Source organism: Arcticibacterium sp. (assembly GCF_055134445.1).
The window spans coordinates 41,918-62,380 of record NZ_JBSRVI010000121.1 but is presented as its reverse complement, the minus strand read 5'-3'; the positions used below and the strand labels follow the sequence as shown (position 1 = coordinate 62,380).

The 20,463-nt window shown below is 36.7% G+C and carries 16 protein-coding genes and 1 tRNA gene; 7 read left to right on the top strand and 10 right to left on the bottom strand.

The features are described from left to right. Nucleotides 1–192 precede the first annotated feature (192 nt). The 9 genes from ACTBZY_RS15670 to ACTBZY_RS15630 all read right to left on the bottom strand — a co-directional run bounded on the left by ACTBZY_RS15670 (nt 193) and on the right by ACTBZY_RS15630 (nt 5,376). Entirely contained in the window at nt 193–531 is a 339-nt protein-coding gene (locus tag ACTBZY_RS15670; protein ID WP_463047286.1) for a hypothetical protein, read from the bottom strand. Beyond that, nucleotides 524–712 carry a hypothetical protein gene (locus ACTBZY_RS15665; protein ID WP_463047285.1) on the bottom strand — a complete coding sequence of 63 codons (189 nt, stop codon included), beginning with the start codon at nt 710–712 and terminating at the stop codon, nt 524–526. Before ACTBZY_RS15665 ends, ACTBZY_RS15670 begins: the two co-directional genes overlap by 8 nt. 148 nt (nt 713–860) lie before the next feature. Further along, on the bottom strand, nt 861–1,058 hold the full coding sequence (locus ACTBZY_RS15660; RefSeq protein WP_463047284.1) for a hypothetical protein: 198 nt from the start codon (nt 1,056–1,058) through the stop codon (nt 861–863). A 157-nt stretch (nt 1,059–1,215) separates the two neighbouring features. Further along, nucleotides 1,216–2,430: a tyrosine-type recombinase/integrase gene (locus tag ACTBZY_RS15655; RefSeq protein WP_463047283.1), complete on the bottom strand. Its 1,215-nt coding sequence runs from the start codon at nt 2,428–2,430 to the stop codon at nt 1,216–1,218. 78 nt (nt 2,431–2,508) lie between these two features. Further along, nucleotides 2,509–2,582 (bottom strand) — tRNA-Arg (locus tag ACTBZY_RS15650). Further along, nucleotides 2,573–2,818, bottom strand: a complete 246-nt coding sequence (locus ACTBZY_RS15645; RefSeq protein ID WP_463047282.1) for a GIY-YIG nuclease family protein — start codon at nt 2,816–2,818, stop codon at nt 2,573–2,575. The genes ACTBZY_RS15650 and ACTBZY_RS15645 overlap by 10 nt, the downstream gene beginning before the upstream one ends. A 141-nt stretch (nt 2,819–2,959) precedes the next feature. Further along, entirely contained in the window at nt 2,960–3,265 is a 306-nt protein-coding gene (gene nuoK, locus ACTBZY_RS15640) for an NADH-quinone oxidoreductase subunit NuoK (protein WP_463047281.1), read from the bottom strand. Beyond that, on the bottom strand, nt 3,262–3,798 hold the full coding sequence (locus tag ACTBZY_RS15635; RefSeq protein ID WP_463047280.1) for an NADH-quinone oxidoreductase subunit J family protein: 537 nt from the start codon (nt 3,796–3,798) through the stop codon (nt 3,262–3,264). Before ACTBZY_RS15635 ends, nuoK begins: the two co-directional genes overlap by 4 nt. Beyond that, complete coding sequence (locus ACTBZY_RS15630) at nt 3,799–5,376, bottom strand: 4Fe-4S dicluster domain-containing protein (RefSeq protein WP_463047279.1); 1,578 nt, start codon at nt 5,374–5,376, stop codon at nt 3,799–3,801. It lies immediately after the preceding gene. A 185-nt stretch (nt 5,377–5,561) separates the two neighbouring features. Here ACTBZY_RS15630 and ACTBZY_RS15625 point away from each other — a divergent pair, with 185 nt between their 5' ends. The 7 genes from ACTBZY_RS15625 (at nt 5,562) to ACTBZY_RS15595 (ending at nt 16,544) form a co-directional block, all read left to right on the top strand. Then, nucleotides 5,562–7,151, top strand: coding sequence for an NAD(P)/FAD-dependent oxidoreductase (locus tag ACTBZY_RS15625; protein ID WP_463047278.1), 1,590 nt, complete (start codon nt 5,562–5,564; stop codon nt 7,149–7,151). Between the two features lie 68 nt (nt 7,152–7,219). Beyond that, entirely contained in the window at nt 7,220–7,840 is a 621-nt protein-coding gene (locus ACTBZY_RS15620; protein ID WP_463047277.1) for an NUDIX hydrolase, read from the top strand. A gap of 191 nt (nt 7,841–8,031) precedes the next feature. Beyond that, entirely contained in the window at nt 8,032–10,857 is a 2,826-nt protein-coding gene (locus ACTBZY_RS15615) for an outer membrane beta-barrel protein (protein ID WP_463047276.1), read from the top strand. 13 nt (nt 10,858–10,870) lie between these two features. Continuing rightward, nucleotides 10,871–11,611 (top strand): GLPGLI family protein, encoded by a 741-nt coding sequence (locus ACTBZY_RS15610; RefSeq protein WP_463047275.1) that lies wholly within the window; start codon nt 10,871–10,873, stop codon nt 11,609–11,611. A 138-nt stretch (nt 11,612–11,749) separates the two neighbouring features. Next, nucleotides 11,750–12,379, top strand: coding sequence for a response regulator transcription factor (locus ACTBZY_RS15605; RefSeq protein WP_463047274.1), 630 nt, complete (start codon nt 11,750–11,752; stop codon nt 12,377–12,379). Continuing rightward, a complete protein-coding gene (locus tag ACTBZY_RS15600) occupies nt 12,376–14,223 on the top strand; it encodes a tetratricopeptide repeat-containing sensor histidine kinase (RefSeq protein ID WP_463047273.1) in 1,848 nt (615 codons plus the stop codon). The genes ACTBZY_RS15605 and ACTBZY_RS15600 overlap by 4 nt, the downstream gene beginning before the upstream one ends. Before the next feature lie 152 nt (nt 14,224–14,375). Continuing rightward, complete coding sequence (locus tag ACTBZY_RS15595) at nt 14,376–16,544, top strand: B12-binding domain-containing radical SAM protein (protein ID WP_463047272.1); 2,169 nt, start codon at nt 14,376–14,378, stop codon at nt 16,542–16,544. Between the two features lie 108 nt (nt 16,545–16,652). Here ACTBZY_RS15595 and ACTBZY_RS15590 read toward each other — a convergent pair whose 3' ends face one another. After that, nucleotides 16,653–20,390 carry an nSTAND3 domain-containing NTPase gene (locus ACTBZY_RS15590; protein ID WP_463047271.1) on the bottom strand — a complete coding sequence of 1,246 codons (3,738 nt, stop codon included), beginning with the start codon at nt 20,388–20,390 and terminating at the stop codon, nt 16,653–16,655. Between the last annotated feature and the right edge of the window lie 73 nt (nt 20,391–20,463).

Genomic DNA, 20,463 nt, shown 5'->3' with positions numbered 1-20,463 from the left:
CTTATTCGTGACATTCCTGCTTGGAGTGTTGCACCCCATAGTGTAGCTGTAATGGCTACACTGGGCTTAATAAGGGCCTTGCAAATTGGGTAGTGCAGCATTCCGTGCCGACAATCATTACCCACGTGACGTGTAAAGTTGTGTGGATTTATATTTTAAACCCCATTGCCGTTTGGTGCTGGGGTTTTTGTTTTAGAAGTTTTTCTTCATGAATTCTCTAACTGCAGCCTCGAATAAATCCGGTTCAAATTCAGCGTATTCGCCTGTTATGGTATCTTGAATTGTTACTTTGTCGCCTGTGGTGATTGAGAACTCTCCTATTTCTATGTGCTGTTCAAAGCTTCTGTTTCTGAAATATTCAATGATTTTTGCTTCGTTGGCACCTAAGCCACGCCTGCCTGACAAGAAATGAGCAAAAGTACCCTTTGGTATCTGCAGCTCTTTCTCTATACCATTTAGATTAAACGCCTTTACGCCGTTTACAGGGTTGTTTTTTTGTAAGAATATTCGGAATGTTTCTAGGTTATTCATGATGTGTTATTTTAATGTTAGAGCCATATTTATAGCCTGATTTCTGCCAGCGTTCGGTAATCGCATTAATGACCACTCTGTGATTTGTAGTAAAAACATTGTCAATGAAACCATCTAAGGTCTTGTTGGACTGAGAATCCCAATAGGTGTAATAAAATCTAAGGTTGTTTTGCGTTTTCATTTTTATTATTAGTTTTGTAATGCCTCAAAAGGAATTGAAACATGATTTATAGGTTTATCCTATTTGTTTTTTCAACTCTTAAAGAGTTCTTAATCGTACCGAAAGAGGTAAAAAGCCCAATGTTAGTAGCATTGGGCTTTTTTGTTAATTAATCTAAGATGCAATAAATTCCACGTCCACACTTTTCTGCTTTATTCTGGTCTGAAATTGAAACGGCGTCTATGTTCCAGTCTCTATTAATAATAAAATCATTTTGCTTACAAAAGCTAACCGCTGCTTTTAGTGAAGTAGCGAAATAAATATTGTTGTTTGTCATTACCGTGAATCTTACTGTTACATTTTTCATGTCCTTAATCGTTTTATGATAGCTTCGTTGTTATCATGTACCAAATATACGACAGGATACTTTATGTATCAAATTTACGACATAAAATATTGAAGAAAGTGAAATGTTCTTTAATTAATACAATTTATTCATTTGATTAGTCCAATATTGTAGTGTTTTACTTTAAAAAGTTGATTTCTTCTCTTTTGCGTTCTTCTGTGACGTGGACATAAATCATGGTGGTTTTGATAGAAGCGTGACCTAATAGCTTCTGCAGCACTTCTAGTCTGCCTCCTGCAGCTAAGAAACGGGTGGCGAATGTGTGCCTTCCAATATGGGGCCCTACTTTAGATTCTAAACCTAGTTTATTGGATATATAATGTAGGGCTTCTCTGATTTTTGACTCTGGAGGTAGAATGAACAGGTTTCCGGATTTGGTTTCTATTAACTTTAAAGCTTCTGCATGTAACGGAATTACTACTTCGTGCTGGTGGTCGGAGTCGGATTTTTGAGGTATAAATACCAAAGCATTCCGCTTGATATTTTTATGTGTAAGAGCGTATAGATCGCCCAGTCTTACGCCTGTATAACAGATAAATAGGAAACCTCTTAAAGCTTTTTCTTTGTTGGTGCCTGGTGTTAGGTTTTTAGCCCAAAAGTATCTTTTCAATACCTCAAACTCTTTTTCTTCTACGAACTCAATACGAGCTTCGGTAGTTGGCATTTTAAATTTTCCGAAAGGGTAGTCAAAAATGAATCCGTCTGTCTTGGCATGATTCATGTAGGTGCGGATATTCTTGAGTTTTGTCTGAGCTGTGTCTGAATCATAGTTCAAAGTTCTAAACATGAAAGCCTTATAGCTCTCCATTAAGTCTTTGTTTATCTCAGAGAATGGAATGGTCTTTTTGAATTTTTTGAAGCTGTGAAATGCGTTTCTGTGTGTCTTGGCTGTAGAGCTTCTTATTAATCCTGTTTTTTCTCTCTCCTCTATCTTATGAAAAGCGAAGATTAAGAAGTCTTCTTTGTTGGCAAAGTTTTCATACTCCTTTAAAACCTGCTCCAGGCTCAATTTTAGATTAGCCATTCTGGCCATTCTGAATACTTCATTCAGCTTTGAGAGTTCGTTGCGGATAATGATGTTGTTATCGTCGCAGGCTTTATCATTTCTCTGCCTTGGCAGTAGTTTGCCTTCTTCTAAATCGACTTTATCTGCAGGCCAATCGAACTGTAAATTGATATTTTTCCTCTGACGGTCATAAATGAGCTGTATATAAATAGTGACTGTACCGTCAGTTTTTACTCTCTGCTTGTTTATTATGACTTTAGCTGAATAGGCATATTTCATGTTGACCGATTGTTGCAACTTCCCAGAAGTAGTGGGTTTTGGGGCCATAATCACATGATGTTTGAAGAATGTTGAAACGCAAAACCTTGCTTTAAAAGCAAGGTTCGCGTGTTTGCAACAATTTTGTGACCTCGCCAGGATTCAAACCTGGAACCTCTTGAGCCGTAATCAAGTACTCTATTCAGTTGAGCTACGAAGCCAAAATCCTATCTAAAAATTCTCTTCCAATGCCAGATTTAAGAAATTTCTCTCTTTCTCTAGCTTCTATTCGGGTTGCAAGTTCTTCAAAGTATTTCAATTCCCAAGGAAAATGACCTTTTGTAAACCTACTTTTTCCATTATTATGTTGCTTCAATCTCCTTTCAACATCCTCTGTCATCCCCACATAACGAATTCCTGATTTTAATGAAACTAGAATGTAAACATAATATTTCATTCCTTAAATCAAGTACTCCCTGTCTGCCGACAGGCAGGTATTCAGTTGAGCTACGAAGCCATTCCTGAAATAAATAAAAATTATTTCCTTTATTTCGGACTGCAAAAGTAGCAGAATTTCTATTTTTAAGCAAAAAAAATCTTAATTTTTTAGCTCGTCCAGTAAATCTGGATTAATCGTTTTATAATGTTGCCTAAGTTTCAGGATAATAGCGAGAGCTACTGCTACCTCTGCCGCTGCTATAATCATGATGAATAAACTGAAAATTTGACCTTCAAATGGGTCTTCAGAATTTCTTGCAAATGCAACAAAATTAATATTCACAGCGTTCAGCATGAGCTCCACACCCATAAGCATCATAATTAAATTCTTTTTGGTAATAAGCGTCGCAAAACCCAAAGCAAAAATCACAGCCGACACATATATGAAATAAGAACTCTCTATCATATTTTCTCTTTTTTAGCAATGTAAGATGCACCAATGAGTACCACCAAGAGTAATACGCCAATCATCTCTAATAATGAAACATGCGAGGTCATTAGATGCATACCCAGTTTATTGATATGATTTACTTCCCCATAACTCAATGCACTTTGTGCTATTTTAAGTCTTGAAACCATCAATACCAAACCTGTGGCAACAGCTGCAGCAATTAAAAGAGAAAGAAGATTATTGACATTATCTACGGCTAAGGCTTCGCCCTTATTCTTGCCGTTGGCAGAAAGCATAATCCCAAAAATAATAAGGACTAACACACCCCCAACATAAATCATCACTTGAGAAACACCTATAAATTCGGCTCCAGCCATTAAAAATAAACCGGCCACTCCTAAAAGAGAAGTCAAAAGTCCATAGGCACCATATAAAATATTTTTAGAGAAAAATAGATAAGCAGCTCCTCCAATACTTATGATCGAAAATATACCAAAAAGTATTTTCGCCAACCATTCCGCTTCCAATAAAGCGTTTAATGCCTCCATTTAATCTTTTTTAGGTTTCATACTGGGTTTAAAAGCCGGCTTAGCCGAGGGTGTCGGTTTTGCCTCGGCATCTGTAGGGTTTTCCGACTTAGGTTTTAACGTTGGTTTAAAGCCAGGTTTCTTAGGTACAAACTTAACTGCAGGTGTCTTCTCTGAATTAGCATCTGACACTTCATCCACCTTGGGCTTTAGCGTTGGCTTAAAACCAGGCTTCTTGGGTACAAACTTAGCTGCAGGTGTCTCCTCTGAATTAGCATCTGACACTTCGGCTTCTTCATCCGCCTCAGGCTTTAACGTTGGCTTAAAACCAGGCTTCTTGGGTACAAACTTAGCAGCCAATGCCTCCTCAGACTTAGCATTTGAAACATTTTCTTCTTCATCCGTCTTAGGCTTTAACGTTGGCTTAAAACCAGGCTTCTTGGGTACAAACTTAGCAGCCAATGCCTCCTCTGACTTAGCATTTGAAACATTATCTCCTTCATCCGCCTTAGGCTTTAACGTTGGCTTAAAACCAGGCTTCTTGGGTACAAACTTAGCTGCCGGTACTTCCTCAGGTGTAGCGGCTTCTGCATCCGCCTTTGGCTTTAGCGTTGGCTTGAAAGATGGTTTATTTGGAGCAAACTTAGCCGCTGGTGCTTTAGTTTCAGCATCCGTAGATTCCGTCTTAGGTTTTATAGAAGGCTTGAAAGCGGGCTTGGCTTTTGGCACAAAGCCTGCTGGTTTTATAGCTTCAGAACTATGCTCTTCCGTATCTGGCTTCTTCGTTGGCTTAAAAACAGGTCTGGGCTTATCTTGAGCTTCAGAATTTCCTAAAGCTGCAGGTTTTGCAGACGGTTTAAACACTGGTCTTTTAGGCTCGGCATCTCCAGATGGCTTAGGAGTGGGCTTAAATAGAGGGCTTGCTTTCTGAGTCGGACTAAAGACTGGTCTTCCCACTGGTTTATCAGCAGCGTCCGTTTTAGCTATAATTTGTTGTTTTTCTGCTTTCAGAGCCTCTTTTTCTGCTACAAACTGGTTGTAAAGGTCTCTTTTTCCCTGGGCTTCTTCTTCTGAAAGATTGGCAAAAGCAAAATTCAGATCGGTAACGTCTACCACAGAATAATCATACTCTGAGTTCATCGTAAGGCATTCTGTAGGGCACACCGTTGTGCACAAACCACAAAAACAGCACTTAGCCATGTCAATATCAAACTTGGCAGCATGGAGACGCACCGGTGAACCATCAGAAGTATTTCTGATGAGTTCTGGAGACTTGATAGCCTCTATTTCAATACAATCTACGGGACAAATCTTCGCACATTTGTCACAAACGATGCAATCATCGATTTCACAATCCAACTGATTCCTACCATGATCTGGAATATCTATTTTTTGATGAGGATACTGAATCGTGACATGGCCTTTATCCAACTCAAAGAAATCCACATCGGTTATTTGTTTTTCTGCTCGAGAAAAACGTGCGTCTACCAAATGTTTTAAGGTAAGACTCATGCCTTTGGCAGTCGTCTTTAAACCTTTCTTAATGTTTCCGAAATAGGACATATCACAAAGATAGGACAAAGATAATTTAAATTTCATTAATCTACCAAATTGATAGACTAAGTTCCTTGATTATTTTTCAACAACTATTGGCGTTCGAATGAGATTCCAAAACTTATAAAACTTCAAAGTTGACTTATCAACTAAAAATCAAACAATTCCATTCGTTGATCCGGCGGTAAAATCTACCTTTGTGAAAAATTAAAGGATAAACACCTTTCTATATGTATAAAGAATTAACACTTGTTTTAGACCCAGAAGTAGCTTTAGACGAGCAGAATTTAAAAGTTTTTTTACAAAAAGAGCTTAAACTAAGTCATTCAGATTTTTATCATCGCGTTAGAAGGCAGTCTGTGGATGCGAGAAAAAAACAAGTTAAAATAAATCTTCAGGTAGAAGTTTCTTCTTCTCCCCTTCCTCTAAATATTGAGTTTCAAAAAAACTATAAAGATGTAAGTTCCGCTGAACAAGCCATTGTGATAGGTGCCGGTCCGGCAGGACTTTTTGCCGCTTTAAGGCTTATTGAATTTGGCGTAAAGCCAATCGTTTTAGAAAGAGGGAAAGATGTTCAAGCCAGAAGAAGAGACTTAGCAGCCATTAATAAAGAACACATTGTAAACCCCGATTCCAACTATTGTTTTGGTGAAGGGGGAGCGGGTACCTACTCTGATGGGAAGCTTTATACCCGTTCCAAAAAAAGAGGTGATATCAATAGAAGTTTAGAAATTTTAGTGGCTCATGGTGCCACAGAACAGATTCTGGTCGACGCTCACCCACATATCGGTACCAATAAACTTCCTAAGGTCGTTTCCGAATTAAGAGAGAGTATCCTAAAGGCTGGCGGTGAAATACTTTTCGAGACCAAGGTTACCGACTTTATTTTAGAGAAAGACGAAATGAAGGGCGTGGTTACCGCATCGGGTAAAACTTTTGAAGGCATTGGTGTCATCTTGGCCACAGGACACTCTGCCAGAGACATTTATCATTTGCTTCACGACAGAAAAATAGTTCTTGAAAACAAATCTTACGCCATGGGTGTAAGGATAGAACATCCACAAAGCTTTGTAGATAGCTGTCAGTACCACCGAAATGAAAGAGGAATTTTGCCTGCGGCTTCTTATTCTTTGGTATCGCAAACAAATTATAAGGGTGTTAAAAGAGGTGTCTTTAGCTTTTGTATGTGTCCAGGTGGTTTTATTGTACCTGCCAGCACCGCACCGGGTGAAATAGTGGTGAATGGCATGTCTCCTTCCAGAAGAGATTCCGTATTTGCCAATTCTGGCGTTGTAGTTGCTGTAAACGAGCCTGACTGGAAAGATTTTAGTGAATTTGGCCCACTGGCCGCTTTAGAATTTCAGAAAAGTGTAGAAAGAAAAGCTTGGGAAAGCACCATAAAAGACCATAATGCTGACTTTAAGAAAATCGACTCGCAGCTGGCACCCGCTCAGCTCATTCCCGATTTCCTAAGCGGAAGAGTTTCCAAATCTCTAAATGAAACCTCATATCAGCCCGGCTTGATTGCGGTAGATATGAATGCCGTTTTGCCCCCAAACATAGCTGAGCCTTTAAAAGAAGGGATAATTGCCTTTGGCAAAAAGATGCAAGGATATAACAGTATAGCGGGACAATTGATAGGTGTAGAGAGTAGAACCTCCTCTCCAGTAAGAATTCCACGTGATAAAGAAACCCTAGAACATATCAGCACCAAAAGGCTTTTTCCTTGCGGAGAAGGAGCAGGATATGCCGGCGGAATTATAAGTGCTGCCATGGATGGAGAACGCTGTGCAGAGGCCTTAGTGAAAATTTATAAGTAATTGGACTTTCTACTGCTCAGATAATTAACGATTTTTGTTAGTATTAGATGAATGGTAAAGCCCAAAAATTGAATTATAACTCCTTTATAAGCTTTTTAGAAAATCAACTGAAAGAACCCCTTCCTGGGCACGAAGAGTTCTTAGTAAGAAATGGATATGATTTAAACAAAAGACCAAAGCCTAATTTTAAAAGAATTAAAAAAAGTGCCGTCCTTATCGCTTTTTACCCCCATCAAGACGACATCTTTCTTCCATTAATTTTAAGACCTCCTTATGACGGCACCCATGGTGGTCAAATGGCATTTCCAGGTGGTAGAATGGAAGAAATAGATGAATCATACGAAAGAACAGCACTCAGAGAAGCCGAAGAAGAAGTAGGACTAAAAGCTTTAGATGTAAAAATTATAGGTGCCCTAACAGAAGTTTATATTGCCCCTTCTAACTATTGGGTAAAACCCATTATAGGCACACTAGATTACCGTCCCACATTCTTTCCAGACAAAAGAGAAGTAGCCGCCATTCATGAAATTCCTTGGTCCGAATTTTCTCTACCAGAAACACTTCAAAGAAGAAATATCATTGTCCGTGGCCAGCCCATGTATACTTCAGGTTTTGAAATTCAAGGCCAATGGATTTGGGGTGCAACAGCCCTAATGATAGCAGAGCTCATGAAGGTTTTGAATAAGTAAGTAAACCATCAATTACCTCAATACTAACAATATACGTAACAATAGCATTAAAATATTATTGAAAATACTACTCAATAACTAACATTTTAGTTACGTTTGTAGAAAAAGTATTAATTAACATAAACCTCCAACTTAAAGACCCAAACTCCTCCTTTAGCATTAATTTTTATCCACTTTTCCAGCCCGTAACCATGAATAAAACTTTACTCCTTCTAGGAGCCCTTTTGCTTATTTCCAAATTTAGCTTTAGCCAGTCCAACAAATTTGACATCGACGGCTCCGTAGTAGACACCTCAAAAGCCCCCTTAGGTTTTGCGTCAGTACTACTTCTTTTACCCGCAGATTCCGCACTCGTTACTTACACACTCACCGACGACGAAGGTCATTTTTCGTTCAAAAACATTCCAAAAAAAGACTATCTTATAAAGGCGACTTACGTTAGTTACCTACCCCATCAGCAGCTTATTTCACCAGACGAATCAGATGCCATACATTTAGGGCAAATCCCACTTAAAATTATCTCTAAGGAACTTTACGAAGTGGTGGTAAAAACAGCACGTGCTCCCATCAGTATCAAAGGTGATACCATAGAATATGACGCCAGTAAGTTTAAAGTACCACCTGGCTCTACAGTAGAAGATTTGCTTCGTAAGCTGCCAGGCGTTGAAGTTCTGCAAGATGGAAGTGTAAGAGCCCAAGGACAAGACGTTCAGAAAGTGACTGTAGATGGCAAGAGGTTCTTTGGTGGCGATACCAAAATGGCCACCAAAAATTTGGGGGCAGATATCATAAAAAAAGTACAAATTTTCGATGATAAATCTGAACAATCAAAACTAACGGGGATAGACGATGGAAAAACAGAAAAAACCGTCAATCTAGAATTAAAAGATGATGCCAAAAAAGGCGGATTTGGAAAAGTAACCGCAGGTGTTGGTACCGATTCCAGAGCTTCTGCCAGTGGAAACTACAATAAATTTGATACCAAAAATCAGTTTTCTTTGATAGGATTTGGAAACAACACCAACCAAACGGGTATGTCGTGGGACGATTATCAAGATTTCAAAGGTTCTAATTCCTTCCAATGGGGAGACGATGGTGACTTTGGCTTCAACGGTAGCAATAACAGATATTTCTACTTTAATAATGACGACGACAGCTTCTCTATACCTGTAGGAGGCTCAAACGGAGATGGCTTTTCTACCAATGCGGCAGGCGGAATAAATTATAATTACACGCACAAAAAAGATGAAGTAAGTGCCAACTACTTTTATAATCAGAGAAACCAAACGTTGGATGCATTCCAAAACAGAGAGAACTTTTTCTCCAACACACTCAGTAACAGAGCTACCGACCAAAGCAGTCAAATTAATTTTAGTGGTAATCATAGAGCAAGTGTGAGGGCAAATAAAGAACTAGACTCACTCAATACCATCACTTTTATCGGAAACGGAAGATTGGGAAATAGAGATTTAGCATACCAAAGTTTCCAAGAAATATACAAGACCGATGGTTTTAAATCTAACATCACCAATATTGACAATAGCTCTGAGGTACTTTCATTCGCGGTTTCTTCTACATTGTTATATAGACATAAATTCAAGAAAAAAGGTAGAAATTTTTCTTGGAGCGGTGCCTACAATTTGAGCAATAATGACTCCGAAAACTATCAAGAATCTGTCAACGAATTTTATGCTAGCACGGAAGCCAATGACTTTATCAAAAGCATAAATCAATTAAATAATTCTGATAGTAAATCCAATGAATTAAAATCTAGCATACTTTTCATTGAGCCCTTTGCTAAGAAATTCTCATGGGAAACCTTCTATAATTTCAGCATAGCAAACTCAGAAGTAGACCGAAATGTAACGGACCGTTTTGAAAACAAACCTGATGAAACCAATCTATCTTTAACCAGATTTTACACCAATGATATCTTATATAACAGAATAGGCTCTAGTATAAGATACAGTAATAAAGGCCTTAATATCACTTCTGGACTTGCTAAGGTTTTCTATCAAATTGACGGAAACTTACAAGGATCATGGACAGGATTTCGGGATATTAGTTTTAGTAAAAGCTATGACACATGGACGCCATATGCCGCCGCTTCCATTAGAATGAAAAACAATAAGTCTTTTTATTTCGACTATAACATGGGTGTGGACGCACCATCTACTAATGACCTGCAGCCCATTGTTGACAATAGTAATCCTCTTTATATAAGAGAAGGAAACCCAGATTTATTACCCGCAGTAACCCACAGAATTGGCGGTAGATTTAATATTTACAATCCTGTCAACTTCATCAATCTATTTCTAAATGCCAACTATTCTTATAACGTAAATCAAATTATTTATAATCAGAATATAGACCCAGACTTATTCATTACCACCACCAAACCTATCAATATTTCTGGCGGAGAGAATTTTCAGACTGGTGTTTATTTTGGATTTCCTTTAAAGAAAACAAAGGCTACCATGAACATCAATGCTAACATCAGATATAGTAAATATTTGAGCTACATCAATGATGCACTGAATGAGACCATTTCCGATAACTATAATTTGGGTTCCAGACTAAGTTTAACGCCCATAGATTGGTTCACCTTATATGTAAATGCTAACTGGAGTATTGGAAAGACTGAATATTCCATAAACGCTCAGCAAAATCAAACCATCACTAGCAGTAACTATGACGCTGAAATGAACCTTAAAATGCCGAAAGGCTTCTTTTTTTCCTCTAACTTAAACTATCGCATTTATAAAAATGAGAATTTCGGTTTCGACCAGAAAATCCCAATTTTGAATCTTTCTGCTTATAAATTGATTGGAGAAAAGAAAAAAGCTGAGGTTAGAATTTCTGCCTATGATATTTTCAAAAAGAACTTAGGAATAAGCCAATTTGCGAGCCAAAACTTTGTTTCTACAAGACAAACACAAACCCTTTCAAGATACTTTATGCTGAGTTTTACTTATAACATGAGAGGCGTATCTGATAAAATCACTCAACGTTACTAAAATCAATTATACCATGAAGAAAATATTAATTGCTCTAGTTTTCTTAATCTCTCTGCCCTCTTTAGCCCAGAAACGCTCAGGAAATGTACAATATAAATACACCGCATTTTGGGCAGAGATATATGCCAACCTGCCTTATTTGAGTCAAGAAGAAAAGGACAGAGAAACACTAACATGGGGAAACCCGGAAGGATACTCTAATAAAATGAAACTAGCTTTTAATGGTGACGAAAGCCTTTATGAGTATGATAATTCTGAAGATGTGGCAGGCCAGTATGCTCGTATAAATGACTTTTTGGTTTATAGAAATTTCAAAGAGAAAACACTATTAGAATACTATGGGACATTGGGTAAAACCTACCTCATCAAAGATGAACTTCAAACTACTAAATGGCGGGTCATGAATGAATTAAAAGAAATCCAAGGTCATTTATGTATGAAAGCCGTAACCCAGGATACCATAAAAAACTATGAGGTGGTTGCATGGTTTGCTGCCGATATTCCCGTTTCTGCGGGGCCAGAGACTTATTATGGCTTACCTGGTTTAATCCTAGGAATGGAAATCAATAATGGCTTAGTACTCATAGAAGCGGAAAAACTAGAATTGAAAGATGAACCGGTAACAATCACTCTTCCAAAAAAAATGAAGGGCAAAGAAATTACCCTCAGCTCTTTTAATACGCTCATAGTTGAACATTTAAAAAACAGTATTGCCTCTCGCCGTAATCCATATTGGGGAAATTTGAGGTATTAGAGCAAAATAGGCACTCCACACCACATACCATTAAGATAAAATTTCCATTTTATCGTTCGAGAAGATGAAATCAGTTACCCAATTTGATTTCATCTTCTTTTTTTGTCTATCTTCAATTGTAAAACAGACCAATTATAAATGACCCGCCTATCATTAGTAGACGATCACGAAATCTTCTTAAAGGGCCTTCAAAGGCTTCTGGCTGCTCATAAAGACTTTTCTATTTCAAACACCTTTTCTTCCGGTTGTGCTCTTTTGGAAAATCTGCCTTTAAACGATACTGATGTGCTCCTTTTAGACCTCCAGCTACCTGATCAGAAACCAGAAGTTTTACTTGCTAAGATTAGACAGATACAACCAGAACTTAAGATTATCTATCTCACTTTAATTAGAGGAAACAAGTACTTTAACAAACTAAGTAAAATCGGTTTTCAAGGATATATTCTTAAAGATAGCCCGTTAGAAATACTTCATGAAGCCATTGGAAAAGTAGCCCATGGTGGAGAATATTTTGGAAAAAGATATGGCAAAGAAACAAGCATCAATACGACAACTATTCCTGATGGTCAAATTTTAAACCTATTAAGCTTAAGAGAGATTGATGTACTCAAATTAGTTACACAAGAGCTGTCGAGTGCTGAAATTGCTCAACGTCTATTTGTAAGTGTAAGCACCATAGACAGCCACAGAAAAAACATCATGTTGAAACTCGGGGTTGACAACATTGTGGGTTTAATTAAAATTGCGGTCAATAATGGATTGATATGAGAAAACTCCTATTCCTTTTTGCTTTAGCTACTCCACTATTTTCGTCGGCTCAGAAAATTGACATCGCCTATGTAGATAGTCTTATCTATTATACGCAGTATTTAGGCATGGACGAGTCAAAGTCCGATTCCCTGATCTTGATGTCAGACGAAATTGAGAAAAAAGGTTTTAGCATAGACTACAAACTAGGAGCCATCTATGGCTATAGATTTAAGGGTTGGGCTTATGACTATAAAGGCGATTATGATAAAGCCATTGAATTTATGCTTAAGTTTTTATCCGTTGCCAAAAAAGAAGGCTTCAAGGATGAAATAATAATGGCTTACGGTGATCTGGGAGGGCTTTATTCTTTTATGGGTAGGCATGATGAGGCTAAAAAAATCTATCTCCGAGCTATTCAAGACAAAATATTCAGAGAAGAACAGCCAAGACGCCTATCGACCTTTTATAATAACTTGGGTTCTACGTACAATCAAATAGGCAAAAAAGACTCGGCCTTATTGATGTTTACACAGTCCTTAAAACTCAAAGAAGAAACGGGTGACAGTCTAGGCATGGTGAATTTAAAGACCAACCTATCTACATTTTTAATAGCCGAAGGTAAGTTCTCAGAGGCAGAAAAAATGATTCTGGAAAACATTGATCTGTGTAAGAAAATTGACAAAAAAGGAGACCTATGGCATAATTACATCAACTATGGGTCGCTAAGAAACAAGCAAAGGCGGTTTAAAGAGGCCGAAAAGCACTTGCTTAATGCTCTGGAACTGGCCGAGACCCTCGACAGCGACCCTTTCAGAAAAGATAGCTATCAAGCCTTAGCCTTGAATTATGAAGAACAAGGACTATTCAAAAAAGCCTTAGCCATGGAGCAAGCAACCAAGGCGGTCTCTGAGAAAATCTTAAACCAACAGACAAATGATAAGATTAGCGAACTCCAGGAAACTTTCAACGTAGAAGAAAGAGAGCGTGAAAACAAACTCCTCAACGCTGAATTAACCGCTAAAAAGACCCAGCAAAATCTGCTCATACTAGGTCTAATAATGGCAGCTTTACTCACTGGTGTTATTGCGTTTTCGCTGCGTAAAAACAGAATCAAAAATCGTAAGTTGGCCCATCAAAACAGTTTAATAAACCAACAAAAGGATAAACTCACCGAGCTCAATGAGGAAAAAAATACCCTCATAAGCATAGTTTCCCATGACCTCCGCAGCCCATTTAACACCATAGCCTTATGGAATAAAATATTACAAGAAAGCATCGGAACATCTCCTTTAAAAGTGGCAGAAGCCACAGAAATGATAGCCAAAACAGCCCACTATGGGCAGCAGATGATTAATAACATTCTGGATATTGAAAAAATAGAAATCAATACGCATCAGCTGAGATTATCGGAGACTGACCCCACTATGCTCACTACTGAATTGATAGAAGATTTTGCCCCTGCGGCATCTGGAAAAGGCATTAAAATTAACTTTCTATCTGAATTAGAGGAGAGCCAAAGAATAGTAACCGACGCTTCCTTACTTAGAAGAGCTTTGGAAAACCTTATTTCAAATGCCTTAAAATTCTCTCATCCTAAATCTAAAGTGAATGTACTTTTAGCAAAGGAAAATGAAAATGTTCTTTTCAAAGTCAAAGACTACGGTGTTGGTATTCCTATAGCAGAACAAAGCCAACTTTTTACTAAATATGGTCAAACCTCTGCATCTCCTACTTCTGGCGAAACCACTTCTGGGCTCGGCTTAAGCATTGTAAAAAGAATAGCCGAAGAGTTAGGCGGAACGATTTCCTTTGAATCGAAACTAGGTAAAGGTTCGGAGTTTGTTTTTTCTTTAAAATGCTAATCTCCAAAGGTGAAACGTTTTTTATTTGAGCTTTTGCTATTCACATTTCGCTCCTCTGGAGCTATTACGCCATTTATTAGTTCGTCTCAGGTTTCTAATAATAACAGAAATAAAACCCCGTACTTTGCTCCGCAATTTACTTACATCAAGATTTGAAAGACCTTTTACTCATAACGCCCCCTTTTACACAGTTAAATACACCCTACCCTGCCACGCCTTACATTAAAGGTTTTTTAAAAACAAAGGGCATTTCTGCCTTTCAAATGGATTTGGGCATAGAGGTTATTTTAGCCCTATTTTCTAAGGAAAACTTGGCTAGCATCTTTGAAATGGCTTATGAAAACGAAACCATTTCTACGGAAAACGCGGAGCGTATTTATTGCCTCAGAGAGGAATATCTAAAAACCATAGAAGAGGTTATTCATTTTTTGCAAGGGCATAGCCAAACATTTGCCAAACAAATTTGTACCGAAAACTTTCTTCCGCAAGCGAGTCGTTTTGAGCAAATCAATGATTTAGAATGGGCTTTTGGTAGTATGGGCGACCAAGATAAAGCCAAATACTTAGCCACCTTATACTTAGAAGACCTTTCTGATTTTATAAAAGAATGTGTGGATGAGAATTTCGGTTTTAGCAGATATGCCGAAAGACTAGGACGGAGTGCGAATGCCTTTGACGAGCTTTACGATTACCTGCAAGGCGAACTAACGCTGATAGACGAAGTTTCTTTGGAAATTTTGGAACAAAGAATTCAGGAAATAGCACCTAAACTTATTTGCTTTTCGGTGCCATTTCCTGGCAATTTATATAGTGCCTTTAGATGTGCTCAGTACATCAAAGAAAACTATCCGCATATTAAGACCGCCATGGGTGGTGGCTTCCCAAACACAGAATTAAGAAGTGTAAAAGATAAAAGGGTCTTTGATTTTTTTGATTTCATCAGTTTAGATGATGGCGAATTGCCACTAGAGCTTTTAAGTCAACATGTTTTAGGACAACAGGAAAAACTAGAACTGAAAAGGACGTTTCATTTAGTAGAGAATGAAGTAACTTATACCAACAATAGTCCGAAAGCAGATTACAAACAAGCACAAGTAGGAACGCCAGATTATAGTGACTTATGGCTTGACAGCTACATCTCGGTGATAGAAATAGCCAACCCCATGCACAGCCTGTGGAGTGATGGCCGCTGGAATAAGCTCACCATGGCTCATGGCTGCTACTGGGGAAAATGCACTTTCTGCGACATTTCACTAGACTATATAAAACTATATGAACCTATAGCCGCCAAAATTCTGGTAGACAGAATGGAAGAGCTGATAGCACAAACTGGCGAAAAAGGATTTCACTTTGTGGATGAAGCTGCTCCGCCAGCATTGATGCGTTCATTGGCTTTGGAAATACTGAAACGTAAACTGGTAGTAACTTGGTGGACTAACATAAGATTTGAAAAGAACTTTACCGCCGACCTCTGCAAGCTTTTAAAAGCTTCTGGCTGCATTGCTATTTCGGGTGGTTTAGAAGTGGCCTCCGACCGACTTCTAGCTTTAATAGACAAAGGTGTTACCGTAAAACAAGTGGCTCAAGTGACCAGAAATCTCACTGAATCTGGCATTATGGTTCACTCTTACCTGATGTATGGTTATCCTACCCAAACCATTCAAGAAACGGTAGATAGCCTGGAAATGGTGCGTCAAATGTTTGAATTAGGCGTGCTCCAATCTGGCTTTTGGCATCAGTTTGCCTTGACCGCTCATAGCCCTATTGGGCTTAAGCCTGAGGCCTTTGGTATAGTGGCCGACTATCAGGATATCAGCTTTGCTAATAACGACATCCAGTTTACCGACAGCACGGGCATAGACCATGATAAATTTAGTTTTGGGCTGAAAAAATCGCTCTTTAATTATATGCATGGCATCTGTTTTGAATACCCGCTTCAAGAGTGGTTTGACTTCAAAATACCTAAAACCTCCATTCCCAAAAACCTGATAATGGATGCCTTAGAAGAAGAAGGCGACTTTCTCTTAAAACCAAATACCAAAATAGTTTGGTTAGGTGCTGAGCCTTCCGTTTTTAAGAAAAACGCCAAGAAACTAAGACTCCTTTTTCATACGAAAACAGATGCTTTCGAAATAGATTTAGGCACAGAGAACGGTAATTGGTTATTAGACAAACTGAATGAGCTAAAACCCGAAAACGGAAAACTCTTGACCCTACAAAACCTTAAAGAAGACTACGAAGAACAGTATGAAAACTTTGAGCTATTCTGGTATTCTAAACCGATACAGGTGATGAGAGAGAATGGCTTGTTGGCTTTGTGAGTTTCAGAAAATAAGGTAAGAATCCAGTCCTATAAACGAGTTAGGCTAATGCCGGTAAAATTAACTGAAACTCCTTTGAAAGTTTATTCTTGATTTTAACTTGACTATTTAATAGTCCCTTCTTAAAAAATCTTGTTGTCTTTCCCATTCCCCGCTTCGTAAGTTAGATTCTATTTCTTCTTTGATGTAATTCTTAATTGGAATTAGTTGTATTCCTAAATGAGATTTATTTGAGATCGCTAATAGGTTTCTCCATTGAGAAGCTCTTAAATCACCAACAATAACATTCCCAGAATATGTCCCTCCACTTCCAATCCACATTAATTTTCTGAAGGTTTCCTTATCTTGATTTAATGAAATAAATAATAGAAAGATTTCTTGAAACATTTCTATCCTTGAATGCCTTATTAAGTCAACAACGATTTGCATTTTTTTATAATCTTGATGATTCTCAATCACATATTGCCTAATAAAATCATCTGCTCTTTTTTTCTGTTCTTCTTTTGGGGTTCTAAAGAAAACATTACAAAAGTGTTCTAAAATGCCTAAGTATAGGTCTTTTTCAATTACTAAGTCGAATACGTTAATCAGCGTCTCTTCTATGTTATCTATATTCCAAACATAACTCATATCGTTATGATCGCCTCCTAAACTATGTTTGTCAGGTACTGAGTATAAACTTTCAATAAATTCTAATAAGAAATTTTTATCGACTTTTAGTATTTCTATAATCCCTTTCCCTAGGTAGTCAAAATTATTTTGAATATGGTTTTGCTGGATGTAAGCTTTTTTTATTAACTCAATGTCATCTCCAAGCTTTTCAAAATGTTTGCTGAAGAAATCCATCCAAATTTTCAACGACGTACCTTCTCTTTCATTTTTTTCTGTTATGGCTTTTAAAATTAATTGAAATAGGTTTGGCTTGACTTTTATGAATCGTTCAAGTCTGTCAAAATGAATTGTATTAGAGTTATTCATTTTTGATATTGTTTTAACCAATGATTTGGTTAGGTCTTCATTGATTAAAGAATCATCTATGTAATCATAAAATGATAGCTCCCAAAGTTCTTTGTGTTCAAATTCTGATTGTTGAACAAATTCCCAAATTTGATTAGCCGTATTTTTAACTTTTAACTGATTTCTAAAAACGACTCTTGGCACATAACTAACTTCATTACCATTTTCAATAACTTTCTTTAATAATGCAAGCCCGATATCAAAGTCTCTTGAGCAATTTTCGTCTGCTACAAAATCTAGAGCATTGTTATAACTCAGATTTTTGTTCGCTGAATTCCTTAATAGTATGAAAGTCTTATAAAAGTTATTTATTTCATCCTCGTTGGTTAATATAAATGAGCTTCTTATTTCCGCCTCTTTTAATCGTTCATATTCGCGAAAATCATCAAACTCATACATTTCCTTATCTCTAAACCTATCCCAATCTATTTTTAAAAATGACAAGTAAGTTTCATTAACAAACCTGGTAGAGAAATTTGAGAATTCAGGCAATACAAATCCCTGTCTTTTAAACCATCTTATTTGGTCGTGTACATATTTACAATGTTCTAAATTTTCATTACTCAAATGGCTATTAATAATATTGAGAACAAATGGAATGTCAAATGCCATTATCTCTTTATTAACATCTGGATGAACTCTCGAACAATTCTTTAACAAACTGAAAGACAATACGGGATGTGAGGCAAAGCTATTATCTAATGTATTCCATATTTTGGTTCTAAATTCTTGAATCGTTTTATTATTCGGTATGGAGTATTGATAAAGACTAATACTATTATTTCTTCCACCTTTCGATTGTTGAAACTTCTGTGCTAAAAAAGTTTTAGAAAGTTCATAAAACATTGTTGTATGCGGTTCAACATTTTCATTTACTCCGCCAATTAATATATCGAAAAGAGTTTTTTGTCTATAAAAATCGAAGCGTTTATCTTCTGCATCAAAAACTAATACATCTCTAATTTTATGAATAAGTTCAGGTAGTTTGTCAGGATTTAGATTTACATATCTTAACAACAATTCAATTGAATCTTTAAGAGCACTACTGTTAACACGAAAGAAGTTACTTACTAATTCAATTATTTTATCCTTGATAAAGTCGAATTGATTGTTTTCGTAAGAAGTTTCATATGTAGTTTTTTCTAACTTCGTAAACCCTTCTATTTGCTGATATGTAAATTCTAAAGTTTGGTCTTGTAAATAAAACCAAAATGAATTGAGGAAATCAAAAGACCTGTCGTTGTCTGAACGAATAAAATTCCAATAATCAACTAAGTCAGGTTTAATTTTGTCCATTACGTTTTGTGGACCAAAAGTATTGTTGGCAGGAATTATACTATCCGTAAATCGGTTTTTATAATTCTCAAAGTAGTTATTTAAGAGAGTACTGAATGAAAGTAAATTGTCTTTGATAAATGCTTTATAAAAGAAAAAAGTCGCAAGATTCTGTTCTGGCACTTTCACGTGTTCAAATTGAATTTCTACCAACTCTAATTTGTCGAGAGTATCAATTATGTCAATAAAATCATTATACGAAATATCAAACTCTTTTAAAATTGATTCTGTTACTTCTCTATTTTTGTATGGAATAGTATAAAAGAAAGCAATTAGCCCAAGACATTTTATGTTTAAAGGGCTTTCAAACTCACCATCATCTTTGATGAAAGTTGAAAAATACTTTTCAAATAAATCGGATACATTGTGAAGGGCATATAAATTTTGTTCTTGCTTAGCTAAAAGCGATGTCATTATAGCCAATCTTGGATTTCCGTCAGAAATTCTTACTATTTCTTTATGGTAATCAGGGTTTAATATTTCAAATGGCTCAGATTTTATGATGTCAATAATTTGTTCATCTGATAGCTTGAACAAGTCTATTCGTTGAGTTGAAAATTCTTGACATTTTCTTCCAATTTCTTGAAACGCATAATCCCTAACTGTTATTATTATCTTAAGTTTTCCTTTTCTATTGGCCTTGAAAAAACCTGCTATTTGTTCAAATGCATCAATTCTGTTTGCATCATCTACAAAGAGGATATAATCTTTGTTTACATCAAAATATTGATACAAATCGTCAAGTAGAGTATGACTTTTGTAAGAAACACAGTAAGCTTGAAAAGAATTGTTTTTTGATTTATAACTATTGATAGCTTCAAGTGCTAATTTCGTTTTTCCAACTCCTGGTGCTCCAGTAAGAATTATGAAGTCGTGACTATCTATGGCATTACTTAATTCTTCGAGTTCTGAATCTCTATGTAAAAAGGTATTGTTTAAAGGTGTAGCAATACCTTTTGAAGCTCTATCATACTCCTTGATGAAATTTTCTATTGAAACTATTTGACCTGTATCTAAAGGTAGACCTAAATAATAATGAGCTAAATCTCTATGATTTAAGTGAAGTTCTAGAGCTAGTTCTTGTAGCATCAAATAACGAATTCTAATATCAGCCTTAAAGCCTTGAGCCAAAGTGTTTAATTTAGTCATTTCACCTTGGTCAATATTCCAATTAAAGCAAAGAATGATTTCTTGAATTTTTTTAATTGGTATTTTAGTCTTCCCTGGCTCAAAGCAAGCTCTTAAATCATTGGCTAGCTTGTTTTTTGTACTCGTATCTGTAGTGATTTCAGAATATAAAAAGTTGCCGTTTGGTAATTGGAAGAAAGAGTCCGGCGTTCCTTTTGTTGTCTTTTGTTTTCCCGTTTGGCTCCCTGTTCTAGATATGGCTAAATAATTATTATCTCTAATAGTTAAATAACTATCGCAAAGTTCTTGAAAGACAGTTCCATTTATTTCCTTTAGGCGATTTTCTATTGTTTGAAGTCTGCTCATATTAATTGTATTTCTTCGATCTTTTGGAAAAAACAGCTCTTTCGTTTTTTTATATTCAACAACATACTAATAA

What these genes read in the sequence shown, in the direction of transcription:
- ACTBZY_RS15610 (WP_463047275.1), top strand. Translation starts at nt 10,871, where the DNA reads ATGAAGAAAATATTAATTGCTCTAGTTTTCTTAATCTCTCTGCCCTCT.
- ACTBZY_RS15630 (WP_463047279.1), bottom strand. Translation starts at nt 5,376, where the DNA reads ATGAAATTTAAATTATCTTTGTCCTATCTTTGTGATATGTCCTATTTC.
- ACTBZY_RS15655 (WP_463047283.1), bottom strand. Translation starts at nt 2,430, where the DNA reads ATGGCCCCAAAACCCACTACTTCTGGGAAGTTGCAACAATCGGTCAAC.
- ACTBZY_RS15670 (WP_463047286.1), bottom strand. Translation starts at nt 531, where the DNA reads ATGAATAACCTAGAAACATTCCGAATATTCTTACAAAAAAACAACCCT.
- ACTBZY_RS15635 (WP_463047280.1), bottom strand. Translation starts at nt 3,798, where the DNA reads ATGGAGGCATTAAACGCTTTATTGGAAGCGGAATGGTTGGCGAAAATA.
- nuoK (WP_463047281.1), bottom strand. Translation starts at nt 3,265, where the DNA reads ATGATAGAGAGTTCTTATTTCATATATGTGTCGGCTGTGATTTTTGCT.
- ACTBZY_RS15600 (WP_463047273.1), top strand. Translation starts at nt 12,376, where the DNA reads ATGAGAAAACTCCTATTCCTTTTTGCTTTAGCTACTCCACTATTTTCG.
- ACTBZY_RS15605 (WP_463047274.1), top strand. Translation starts at nt 11,750, where the DNA reads ATGACCCGCCTATCATTAGTAGACGATCACGAAATCTTCTTAAAGGGC.
- ACTBZY_RS15590 (WP_463047271.1), bottom strand. Translation starts at nt 20,390, where the DNA reads ATGAGCAGACTTCAAACAATAGAAAATCGCCTAAAGGAAATAAATGGA.
- ACTBZY_RS15665 (WP_463047285.1), bottom strand. Translation starts at nt 712, where the DNA reads ATGAAAACGCAAAACAACCTTAGATTTTATTACACCTATTGGGATTCT.
- ACTBZY_RS15625 (WP_463047278.1), top strand. Translation starts at nt 5,562, where the DNA reads ATGTATAAAGAATTAACACTTGTTTTAGACCCAGAAGTAGCTTTAGAC.
- ACTBZY_RS15660 (WP_463047284.1), bottom strand. Translation starts at nt 1,058, where the DNA reads ATGAAAAATGTAACAGTAAGATTCACGGTAATGACAAACAACAATATT.
- ACTBZY_RS15615 (WP_463047276.1), top strand. Translation starts at nt 8,032, where the DNA reads ATGAATAAAACTTTACTCCTTCTAGGAGCCCTTTTGCTTATTTCCAAA.
- ACTBZY_RS15645 (WP_463047282.1), bottom strand. Translation starts at nt 2,818, where the DNA reads ATGAAATATTATGTTTACATTCTAGTTTCATTAAAATCAGGAATTCGT.